Below are 11776 nucleotides of genomic sequence, written 5' to 3'. Positions count from 1 at the left end.
GGGAAACAATGGATCAAGCATTATCACTAGAAATGGAATCGGCAGGTACAAGCCAAGACCTCTGGGTCCATGACCTTTCTGCGCAAAAGCAAAGCGGATTGGCATGGGTAAAATCACATGTGGACGAAATCAATAGCTGGGTAGACAGACAAGGGTTGGCGTTAATTCGTGGTTTAAACATCGTCAGTAGTAACCAGTTTGGCACTATTCTGGAAACGATTTTTCATGAGCCACTGAGCCAGTATGTGTACCGCTCTTCGCCGCGCACAGCGCTAAAAAACAATATTTACACCACTACGGAATATCATGCCGATCAAGTGATTTTGCAGCACAACGAAAATGCGTATTCCAATAGCTGGCCGATGAGAATGGGCTTCTTCTGCTTGGTCCCCGCCAAAACGGGTGGCGCGACACCTTTGGCTGATAGTCGCGAAGTGTATCAGCGAATACCTACTCCGCTGAGAGATAAATTTGAGCGTCTTGGTGTGTTGTATGTACGTAACTACGGTGACATTGATTTACCTTGGCAAGAAGTGTTTCAAACCGAGGATAAACAGCAGGTAGAGCAATATTGCGTCAAAAATCATATTGAATACCAGTGGTTGGATGACGATCGCTTGCAAACTAAGCAATACCGTCCCGCAGTTGCGGTACATCCAGACACTGGTGAAAAAGTATGGTTTAACCAAGCACATTTGTTTCATTGCTCAGCAATGGATGCGCAGCTCCCTCAACAAATGCGAGACAGCATCGGTAAAGAGCGATTGCCAAGAAATGCCTATTTCGGTGATGGCAGCGAGATCAGCGCTGCAGAAATCACGCAAATTAATGATGTCTATAAGGCGGTGACATTCTCATTTGAGTGGCAGCGTAACGACATTTTGTTGCTCGATAACATGCTATATACCCATGGACGTCAGGCGTATACGGGAACGCGTAAAGTGCTTGTTGGCATGGCAAAAATAGTCAGTGAATAACGGACGTTGGTGAACGCCACGTGTGATCCCGCTGATTAAGATGAATTAATGAACTGTTAGTAGTTAAGTAGTTGGCAAATGACATGATCTACATCCGGTTTATAGCCAAAAGTAGGTTAACTCAAAGGAACGTAAGGAAATAACCATGAATAGCTTTCCCTCATCACCACTGCGAGTGTTGGCTTTGCTTGCTGTTAGTCTATTGCAAACCTCGTGCTTGAATGAAAGTGTTGCTAAAGACATTCAAATCACAACGTCACAAATCACGCAGATTGATGCCTCAGTCAGAGAGTACTGTGACAAAAATGTGTTTTTTGGCACGGTCTACATTACCTCGGGCGACCAAGTGGTTTATCAAAATAATTGTGGTCCGCAAAACATGCAGTACGAAGTGGACAATACCATTGAATCCAAGTACCGCATTGGCTCAAACACCAAAGCATTCGCTGCGGCGATTTTGATGAATATGCTAGAGGGAAAAGACTTAAAACAAGAAACCATTGGTGACTATTTGCCGTGGTTTCCTAAAAACCAATGTGCGGATGTCTCGCTACATAACTTGCTAGCGATGTCTTCAGGTATCAATAACTATAGCGATAACTCGGAAGTCTATGACAACTATGGCTGGCGCCCTTACTTATATGACTCCGGAACAGGGGTTATAGATTTTAGTAAGCGTTTTTGTGCATGTGAGGCGCAAGGTGGTCAACCCACATTTACCCCTGGAACGCAGTATGAATACAGTAACTGTAATTACTTCTTAATCGGTAACATCATTGAGCAACTCGCAGTTGAGAATAGTGGTGACACGGACGAAATAAATAAAATCGGTAAAAGTGAAATTAAGCCTGAGTTTTGGTTCCGCAATATCGTAAAAGAGCAGATCCTAGACAAAATCAACATGACAGAAAGCGGTGGCTTCAGTCCTATCGGCGTTTATCCGAATATGACCACGGGTTATATCTATAAAAATAACCAATATTTGCAACTGGCTAATGGTCGACCTCCTGCAGTTGGTGGTCCCGGTGTCTACAAAGACATTCTAGAAAATCCATATAGCAACCCGCTGGTTCTTTATTCTGCTGGTGAAATGTACTCAACGGTCGTGGATATGCACAAATGGGATCAAGCGCTTTACACCAACGAGATCTTAGATGAACTGCAAAGACAAGCGGCATTTGCGCCTTACTCAAATACGGGTAGCAGTTCGGAGTGTGAATATTATGGCTATGGTTGGTTTGTCACTTATGTGGATCCTAATGTTTATGGCAAGGTCGCTGATTGTCCACAAGACCCAAGCCAAGCCAATCTATTGAAATATGAAAAGTTTTTACAATATTCAGGAAGCTACCCCTATTCATGGGTAACCAGCTTCACGCGTTTACTAGAACGCGATCAAAGCGTCATGGTGTTTAGTAACTACGTTAAAGAAGGAATTGAGTCAGATTGTATCTCGCAGGAGATACGCAACATCATTTTCTATAACGACCCGCATAGAACCACGAGTTGTCAGCAAGACTTGGATAACTCATAGCGGAGTGAGACAAATATAGTAAAGGAATAGCCTGTAGTTGGGTGCATGTAGTTTGTTGGTGTCTGTTGTCAATTAGCACTGTTAGGCCGTTCGTTGTAACGAATTACTTCCCCACTGGTGTGAGGAATGTAAAAAAGGGCAAGCCATCGCTTAAGCATAATGAGTAACACAAGCTTAAGCTTTGGTTTGGTGTGTTCAACAACTGTTTAAATCTAACTCATAGAGGATTAAGTATGACAACGACAAAAACAGCGAAGGACGAGAAGGCAACTGATAATGTGAGTCAACCGGAAGCAACGGTTGTAGACGCACAAGATCAAGCTGCTGTTGCGCAGATGGTTGTCGACAAATATACCAAATGGTCGTTTGGCTCTGGTTTCATTCCAGTACCTGCGGTTGATTTGGTGGCGTTGACAGGCATTCAAATGAAAATGATTGGCGAAATCGCGAAAGTGTATGGTCAGTCATATGGTGAAAACAAACTGCGTGGCACCGTTAGTGCTTTGATCGGCGGTTCATTCCCGCAAACCCTAGGGGGAGCAGGTCTGAGCAGCTTCTTAAAGTCAGTGCCAATTCTTGGCACGCTTAGCGCAATTGCGTTTATGCCAGTAGTTTCTGCTGCATCAACTCATGCGATAGGCTCGACCTTCATTCGACACTTTGAAAACGGTGGAACATTGATCAACCTGGATTTAGCTAGCATGAAAGGTGACATCTCTGAACTAGCGGCAAAGTATCGCGCGAAAAAAGGCAATGCAGCACAAGCAAGTAGCGCATCAGCGTAAGCTTGCAGCGAAATTAAATAAACCAGCAGAGCTTCTGCGATGTTGGTTTATTTATTCAACGACGTTAAGGAGCAAAAAATGTTAATAGCACTTTATGTGGTACTTTGTATTTTATGCGGTTATTGGGGTAGAAATACTTTTGCGGGACCTGTGGGTTTCTTTCTAATTTCGTTGGTTTTTACACCGATTATCGGCTTGATTATTTTGTTGGTGGCGGCACCGAAAAAGTCACAGTCGTTTCACGAGGAAGAATAGTTTTTATTAGTAAATAACGCGGATCACCCCCTTTGGGGACTGGGCGAAGTAACAACAGCAAATAAAAGATAATAACAATGGTATTGTATGATTTAATCCGCCGAAATATAACGATAAAGAAACGGACCTTCGTTCTATTAGGATGTACCTCAGGTCTGGCAAACGCGTTGATCTTGGCGCTGATCAATAACGTGGCAGCGAATATCTCTGATATTCACAAAGAAAACAACATCTTGTATTACTTGGTGTTGTTTACACTGACGATTACTATTTATGGACTAACGCAGCAAAGACTGATGAATAAAGCAGCAAGAATGGTAGAAAAAGCCATTGATAAGCTGCGCGTCGACTTATTTGAATGTGTTCGTAACACCGAGCTTTCGACCCTTGAAAGAATCGGCAAAGAGAGAATTTTCAACACCATTAGTAAAGAGCTACAAACCATTTCACAGTCGGCGCAATTATTTGTGATCATTGGGCAAGCGATAAGCTTGGTCTTTTTTACTTCTTTGTATATCGCATGGCATTCGTTTATCGCGTTTCTGCTTATTTCCGTGTTAATTCTCGCTGGTGCCAGTATTCACCGGCTGAGAGCAGACGAAATCCAGCGTAATATGCGCGTTTCGTTCGAAAGTGAAAATCAGCTGATCCAGCGCCTATCGGACTTGCTTGATGGCTTTAAAGAAGTGAAGTTAAGTGACCCAAGAGCGGACGATTTAGAAGGGCAATTTAAGCGTGATTCAAGCCGCGCTAAACGAGCAAAAACCACCACGCAAACGCTATTCGCTACAGATTTTGTCCTGTCACAAATAACCTTTTTTGTTGCAACAGGTGCGATGGTATTTATCGTCCCCATGCTCTCCGATGTTTACTCCGATGTGGTAATAAAAGTGACCACCGCTTCGCTGTTTTTAATCGGTCCAATTACCAGTATTGTCGGAGGGATTCCTATTTATACAACCGCAACGGAAGCGGCGCAAAACGTGTTGCAACTTGAAAAAGATTTACAGCAGATTCAAGCGCAAGAAGCGCCTGTTAGCGCGCCGGTTCAAAGTCAATTGAACAGCTTTAAAGAAGTACAACTGCAAGGCGCGTTTTATCAGCATAAATCTAAAGCTGGAGACCGCCCGTTCTCAGTTGGACCGGTCGATTTAACATTAAAACAAGGGCAAATCACCTTTATCACTGGAGGCAATGGCAGTGGTAAAACGACCTTTATTCGCATGTTGACTGGATTGTATGAGTTACAGGCCGGACAAATAGTCTTGGACGGTCAGTCGGTAACGGATAGCCGCCGTTTTACTTACCGTAGCTTGTTTACCGCAGTATTTGCAGATTTTCATTTGTTTAAACAGCTCTATGGCATTCGCAACGTGGCACAAAGTGAGGTTGATGAATGGCTAGAGTTTTTAGAAATGAATAATAAAGTCAGTGTACAAAATGGCGAATTTAGTACCGTTGATCTGTCATCAGGACAACGTAAGCGTTTGGCACTATTGAGTACGATTCTAGAAAACCGGCCTATTTATATCTTTGACGAATGGGCGGCCGATCAAGACCCGATTTTTCGCCGCAAGTTTTATGAGCAAGTGTTACCAAGGCTAAAAGCCAGAGGCAATACGGTGATTGCCATTACCCATGATGACGCTTACTTCCATTTAGCAGATGTGCATCTGAAAATGGTGGAAGGGCAGTTAATGGAACATCACGAAGTTGAACAAGATGGAGTCTCGTCATGAACATAGTCATTTCTTCTGAGTTAGCACTGATCATTATTATTGGCTCTGTTCTAGCGCTGATTTTATCAAACCTGACAATGCGCTTATTGAAGCGTTTTAAACCACGCTGGCATAGGCGTATTCGCTCTTGGCGTTTTAAAGCTGGGATCAGCTTATTGGTGTTTTTGTTCATTTTTGTGGCACTAATCAAGGTCATTTTTGTCCGCTTGGACTCTGGTCAAGTTGGGGTATTATGGAAACGGTTAGGGGGGGGGACGCATTTAGAAACCCATTTTACCGAAGGCACGGTGTTGGTTTATCCGTGGGATAAGCTAACGATTTACTCTAGTCGCTTTCAAACTGCATCGACAAAAGTGTATGCCATTACCTCTGAAGGGTTGCGGATAACGCTAGATGTAACTGTACGTTACCGTCCCTCTATCAAATATATTCCGTACCTTCATCAACTCGTTGGGCCTGACTACTTAAATGAAATGATTTTGCCTGAAGTGGGCGCTGCGGTGCGTTCACTCGTTTCCAATTTTACGGCCGAGGATGTGTACGGCAAGCAACGCTTGAAAGTTCAAAAAGAACTACTTGATGAAGTCTTGGCTGAATTGGAAATTCAAGAACAAACAATACTTGGCGACATGCACAAAGAAGTTGGTTCACACCGTTTGGTGAATCTTGATGATATGCTGATCCGCCGAGTCGATGTGCCTGATAAAGTACACAACGCGATTATTTCGAAAGTGAATCAAAAGTACCTAAATCAAGAGTATGATATGCGTCTTGAAGTCGCGGATAAAGAAGCCGAGCGGAAGCTAAGAGAAGCCAAAGGTATTGCCAACTTTCAAAAAGAAGTCAGTGGTGGCATATCTGAAACTTACTTAAGATGGCGCGGCATTGAGGCAACACTTGAGCTGGCAAAATCGAACAACAGCAAAATTGTAGTGATTGGGAGTGGTAAGGATGGGTTACCACTTATCCTTAACACAGAAAATAGCTTGGCAGAACCAATTACTAATCAGTTGAGTGAAATGGATAAGCAGCCTCATCAACAGAGAAAGCTAGAAATTGCTGATCAGGCACACCCTAAAGGTGACTTAGACAAATAACTTAAGCGGAAAAAGGATATTTGACGCAAGAGTTGGACAGATAAAAGTAAGGAAATAACAGTGCAAATAGACTTACACCATGGCATGACTTGGGTCGTAGCTAGAGCCGCAGGATTTAGCGCTGAGCAAGCGAAAACCATCGCACATGCCGCGCAATACGTGGATGATGCGACCAATTATGGCCATATTGAGTTTGATAATGGAGCGGCATACGAACGGGTTGCAACGGCACACAAAATGTTGGACTACAAAAACCTCGATAGTCTTAAAAATATGAAAGTGTGGGTGCCGTTTCACTTTTTACCGGGCAATGGTGGACTGCCCGCGGGCGAAAACCCAGATGGCAGCTTTATCCAAAAATTGGTATGTAAACCCGGCTCGTATGTGGCGCAAGATATGGTTAATGAATGTATCGCTGATAAACATCGGCCTTATGCGCTGCACCGTTTAGGGATCACGTCTCACGTATTTATTGATACTTGGGGACACCAAGGTTTTGCTGGAATTAATCACAAAATAAATGAAGTAACAGACATTGAAGATCTTAACGGTGAAGCTGAGGAAGGCTGGCTTGAACGTATTACAGAGTTCTTCAGTGGTGTCGCTCAAGATGACATACCCAGTTTAGGTCATGGCCAAGCGTTATCTCACCCAGATAAACCGCATCAACATTGGCGCTATATCAATGGACTAGGCGAAGTGGTTGAGCGCAACAACATAAATGATTTTTTGCTTGCAGCGGATGAACTTTGCAAGGTCTATCAGCAGTATCTTGGGGTGCCAACCACAGGACTGAGTCAGTATGTCAAAACCGAGATAAGTAAGTGCTTTGTTGAATTTGATATGGATGATGGCGAGCAACGTCATCAGTTATGGCTTAATGCAATCGCAGAGGATAGGTTTGACTTAGGCGCATATCAGCTTACTTACATTGCAAAAGGCGAAGGATCTTGGAAGCACCAAGCGCTCGGCACCACTCGTGCCAAAGGAGATGAAAAAGTTTATCCGTATTCCCCTGCCTTTTTGACGTCAGATTGGAAGCTGTTTCATGATGCTGCAAAGAAACACCGCCTGACTATTATTGATGATATTTTGCCGAAATATGGAATTTGCGTAAGTTAACTCCGCTTTGTTATACAGCCTATAAAATAGGCTGTATAACGCCCCCGAGCTAAGTTCTCTGTCACATAGTTTTTTTACAGGTAATTTTTGTTCTAGAGAGTCATGCAGGAATTTGTTATCAATAAAAAATAACAATGACGCGCAATCATTCATTGCTGAGGCTACCTATTCAAGGACGGAGAGCATATGCCTAAATCGAAAGTGATTACCATTGAAGAGAGCTATCAAAAACAACGTGTCTCAGTGGACGAACACTGGAAACAACCGATGAAGAGTCACAAGGCGCTTTTTCGATGTTGTCAGAATATTAAAATGGCAGCGTTTATATTAGCCACTATGACGGTTACAGTAAGTGGGAGCGTCATCCACATGGAGATGAGCTGATACAGGTGTTAAGGGTCAAACGATATTAGTTTTACTAGACAATGGTCAGGAACAGCGAAACCGGCTTTCAGTAGTTCAACTCTTAGTCATTCCTCAAGGTATGTGGCACCGCTTTCAAGCTCCTGAAGGAGTGCGCATAATCACAATCACTCCCCAGCCGACAGAGCACAGAGTAGATTTTCCAGCTGAAGCATAACTAACGAGTAAATGCTAACAGCTTGATTTTAAGTACAACATTACCATTTTTGATTAATCGCCGCCATTTATTGCCGATGATGAGCAATGGTTTATATAAATCGTTTTGTTCTCGGTGTTTACAGTGCCAATATTTTTCCGTGTGGAAATTTATCAACGGCTGCTCTTAGTGTCGGTATTGTATTTTTTGTTACATGTACATAATTTGGCTCAGAACGATCGTGTTCACTATTGTGAAAGTTTAATTTTAGCGTAGCTTGAATACTCGCAGCCTTGATGTAGACAAGGGTTAAATTTATTAGATTGTATTGGTACTCAGGGTTACAAATTTCTTTTCGAAAGATGTAGCGCACTCTATCTTCAAACGCAGAAGGTAAATCGTAGAAAAATTCAGGAGAGACTTTTTGGTTAGCTAACGCAGAGTAAAACTCTACGGCCAAGGCAAGTTGAAAATACCTTAGCGGTCCATACTTTAAACCGTGAATTTTGAGTTCAGGGTCGTACATTATTAGGTTCAGAGCTTCAATAAACTGAGGGGTGGTTTTACCTCTAAATAGAGTTTCACCTGAGTGTGTGGTTCTTCTGTATGTACGAAGCTCCTCTTTGATACGTTTTAGTAGCTTTTTGTTGCCATGAATAGCATGTAAAACGTTTTTTTTCGCACATTCAAACAGTGCTTGATTGCCCGCGATAAAAACGGATTCCAGTATTCTATCGGGGAAAGGCTTATTGTTAGATGGATGGTAGAGTAGTGACTCTTGCCCAGCGCATACACGTTTATGTTCTACGGTACAGTGTGTGTTTTTTTGCATGCCAAAATCGTCAACGTTCTCTATTTTAGCGATTAAATCATTTATTTCTTCTGCGTTAATATGGTGATGGACTGTATGTGAACCTTCGGGTCTTTCTTTGCTGGTAAGCAAAATAAAATCTTGATCACCAACACCTGCTCCATCCATCCTCCCACCACTGCCTGCACGTAATAGAGCTACGTTAGAAATTGTATTCAAATGACTGAAGCGAGATTGAGCTAAAATATTTGTATTTTCTTCAGCTGAAAATCCAAATAAATAACCAGTAGGGAACATACGTTGTAGGTGCGCGATAAGTATTTTTTCAGTCACTGGCAAGCTATTTATTTCTAACTTACGTATATCCATTTCCATTTAGCTATACCTTTTTTATTCTTTGTCTTTATAAGATTAAATCACTAGTCAGAATTTAAGTAATATTTCTTACTGCCCTCATTGGGGTATTAGCCACTAATACAAGCGATTGTGCAGCTGATCTTTATACGCTCGACCAATGCTCATCTCATTCCCGTCGAGCAGCATGACTTTTTGGCCTTTGATAAAGTCGATATGGGACAAATTGATGATGGCGGATTTGTGAATACGAACAAATTGGCTGTGTGGAAGTTGTTCTTCAAAGCTAGATAGCGTGCGAGGCGTGAGCACGCTTTTACCCTCACGCCAGACCTTAACGTAATTGCCATAGGCCTCAAAGCAGCTAACATCGCCTAAGTTAATCAGTACTTGCTTTTTATCTACAGTAATAAAAATAGTGTCTTGGGTTTGTGCCGTGACTTCTTCGACTTGATTGGCCTTTTGCCGTAACTCGTATTGGGCAGCTACCTTGTTGCAGGCTTGCAAAAAGCGCTCAAAAGAAAACGGTTTCAATAAATAATCATCAACACTCAACTCAAAACTTTCCAACGCATATTCTTGATATGCGCTGGTAATGATCACCTGCGGTTTAGTTTTTAGCACTTTTAAAAGGTCTAACCCACTCAGCATCGGCATGTTGATGTCGAGAAAGAGTAAATCGACCTGCTGGGTTTGCAAAAAGCTGAGCGCGTCAGTTGCGCAATAGCATTGCCCAACGACCTCAATAAAGGGAACGTTATCGCTGTAGGCTAGCACAATATTATGTGCTAGCGGCTCATCATCGATGATAAGAACATGGAGTTTATTCATTTGCATCCAGTTTTATTGCAAGCGAAGCGCTAAATTTGTAGTCACTTTGTTGAGTTTTCAAGGTATGTTTATCGGTATAGGCTAACGCTAATCTGCGGCGCAAGTTTTCAAGTCCAACTCCACCTTGTTGCTCATCTTTGTTGGAGATGTGTGATGTTGATTCAGGGACTGAGTTTTCGCAGATGATAGCTAACTCGTTGTCTATTAAATGCATTGAAAACCTTAGCCAGCAACTTTGATTACTTACATCAATACCGTGTTTAAATGCATTCTCAAGCAACACCACGATAAGTAGTGGGGCAATTGAAAGCTGAGATTGGCTTGCTAAGTTCGGATCTATGTCTACTTCAATCGTGGCTTTGTGACTAACTCTGAGTTGCTGAAGTGCTAGATAGTCTTTTAAATATCCAAGCTCTTCTTGGACACTCACTCTATTTTGACCGCCTTTATACACCACAAATCGCAGTAGGTTGGCAAGTTGTAATACCGCATCAGGTGCTTGCGGAGATTTCGTCAGCACCAAAGAATATAAGTTATTGAGGGTATTAAATAAAAAATGGGGGTTGATTTGTTGTTGTAACCATTTCAGCTCTGCTTGTGTACTTTTTTGAGTTAATTCAGCAAGTTCGGCAGATTGCTGTTGCCACTTAAACACTAAAATAATGGGGAGACTGAAAGCCATAATTAGAAAAGCGATGCGTAAATTCCACGTATCAAAAGGGTCTTGGTTACCACTTGGTAATAGCGTGAATTCAACGTTTTGATTGATAGGCAGCAGCAAAAGCAACTGACTCAGTACGGGGGAGCACAGCAGCAAGAATATGGCAGCACTCACCAAGTAGTAGAAAAAGCCATGACGCGCCATAACCTTGTCGATAAACACATGGTGATTGAGCCAATAAATACCATAGCCACAGCCGTAAATAATTAAAAACTGGACAAAGTAAATGAAAAACGCATCGAATCTCAGAAAATTTCTTTTTAGATCAATGAGGATATGAATGGGCTGATTTTGCATTGGGTCGTCAATAGAATTAAAAACCAAGGCCCAAAGCACACTAAAAAACACCACGATTGCAAGTAAGATACGATCAAGCGTCAAAAATTGCTTGAGCGTTGAAAATGTCACCGGCACGATAAATCGTTTTGCAAGTAAGCCCAATTCAACAGCAAATAAACTGATAAAAAACGTGGCGTTTTGTTGAAAAATCGCGGCATATTCTCGAGCGTTATACTGCAATGTGAGATGGACTAACGGCAAACCAACAAACCCAACAAGCCACCATAATAACTTAGTCGTGCTCATTTGCGTTTTAGTCATGCTTTGGAACTTACAAATGAGGATAGGACCAAGCAGAAATGTCGCGCCAGTTAATGAAGGTAGCGTGTTACGCCAAGTAAGCGCATCGAAGGTTAGCCAAGTGTAGAGTAAAACAAAGGCAACATAAGGGCTGACAAACGATAAAAGTGCAGTCAGCTTGTTGTCGGTGACACGACCCATTCGAACAACCCTGTTTTTCTAAAAAATTACGTACCAATCTGCCGTGACTTAGCAGTGAAGTCAGCACATAAATGTTAAACGACATTATTTCGATGATAAACGACACATTTTACTTATAAGTTGTTATTTGTGTTGTTCATCATCGCGTTCCTATAGTTGGTCATTCAAGCATGGAAGTCAAACCTAATATACTGAAAACTAAGATAACAGT

General features: G+C 42.2%; 10 protein-coding genes. 7 read left to right on the top strand and 3 right to left on the bottom strand.

Annotated features, from left to right (window positions below):
* Positions 1–8 precede the first annotated feature (8 nt).
* The 7 genes from ACSLBF_RS15590 (at position 9) to ACSLBF_RS15560 (ending at position 7509) form a co-directional block, all read left to right on the top strand.
* On the top strand, positions 9–977 hold the full coding sequence (locus tag ACSLBF_RS15590; protein WP_440054274.1) for a TauD/TfdA family dioxygenase: 969 nt from the start codon (positions 9–11) through the stop codon (positions 975–977).
* 145 nt (positions 978–1122) lie between these two features.
* Positions 1123–2511, top strand: a complete 1389-nt coding sequence (locus tag ACSLBF_RS15585; RefSeq protein ID WP_440054273.1) for a serine hydrolase domain-containing protein — start codon at positions 1123–1125, stop codon at positions 2509–2511.
* Positions 2512–2744: 233 nt separating this feature from the next.
* Positions 2745–3296 (top strand): YcjF family protein, encoded by a 552-nt coding sequence (locus ACSLBF_RS15580; protein ID WP_440054272.1) that lies wholly within the window; start codon positions 2745–2747, stop codon positions 3294–3296.
* Between the two features lie 78 nt (positions 3297–3374).
* Positions 3375–3551 carry a hypothetical protein gene (locus ACSLBF_RS15575; protein WP_440054271.1) on the top strand — a complete coding sequence of 59 codons (177 nt, stop codon included), beginning with the start codon at positions 3375–3377 and terminating at the stop codon, positions 3549–3551.
* Positions 3552–3628: 77 nt separating this feature from the next.
* A complete protein-coding gene (locus ACSLBF_RS15570) occupies positions 3629–5290 on the top strand; it encodes a cyclic peptide export ABC transporter (RefSeq protein WP_440054270.1) in 1662 nt (553 codons plus the stop codon).
* Positions 5287–6387, top strand: a complete 1101-nt coding sequence (locus ACSLBF_RS15565) for an SPFH domain-containing protein (protein WP_440054269.1) — start codon at positions 5287–5289, stop codon at positions 6385–6387. Before ACSLBF_RS15570 ends, ACSLBF_RS15565 begins: the two co-directional genes overlap by 4 nt.
* A 60-nt stretch (positions 6388–6447) precedes the next feature.
* Positions 6448–7509, top strand: a complete 1062-nt coding sequence (locus tag ACSLBF_RS15560) for a DUF6765 family protein (protein ID WP_440054268.1) — start codon at positions 6448–6450, stop codon at positions 7507–7509.
* Between the two features lie 698 nt (positions 7510–8207).
* Here ACSLBF_RS15560 and ACSLBF_RS15555 read toward each other — a convergent pair.
* The 3 genes from ACSLBF_RS15555 to ACSLBF_RS15545 form a co-directional block, all read right to left on the bottom strand.
* Positions 8208–9254: a hypothetical protein gene (locus tag ACSLBF_RS15555; RefSeq protein ID WP_440054267.1), complete on the bottom strand. Its 1047-nt coding sequence runs from the start codon at positions 9252–9254 to the stop codon at positions 8208–8210.
* Positions 9255–9350: 96 nt separating this feature from the next.
* The gene (locus ACSLBF_RS15550; protein ID WP_440054266.1) at positions 9351–10064 is read right to left on the bottom strand and encodes a LytR/AlgR family response regulator transcription factor; all 714 of its coding nucleotides are present in this window, start codon (positions 10062–10064) and stop codon (positions 9351–9353) included.
* On the bottom strand, positions 10057–11565 hold the full coding sequence (locus tag ACSLBF_RS15545; protein WP_440054265.1) for a sensor histidine kinase: 1509 nt from the start codon (positions 11563–11565) through the stop codon (positions 10057–10059). Before ACSLBF_RS15545 ends, ACSLBF_RS15550 begins: the two co-directional genes overlap by 8 nt.
* Positions 11566–11776: the final 211 nt, after the last annotated feature.

Origin of the sequence: Pseudoalteromonas sp. T1lg65 (assembly GCF_051930985.1) — a bacterium.
Lineage (GTDB): Bacteria > Pseudomonadota > Gammaproteobacteria > Enterobacterales > Alteromonadaceae > Pseudoalteromonas.
Note: the sequence above shows the minus strand (reverse complement) of the source record. Positions and strands in the feature narration are given on the sequence as shown.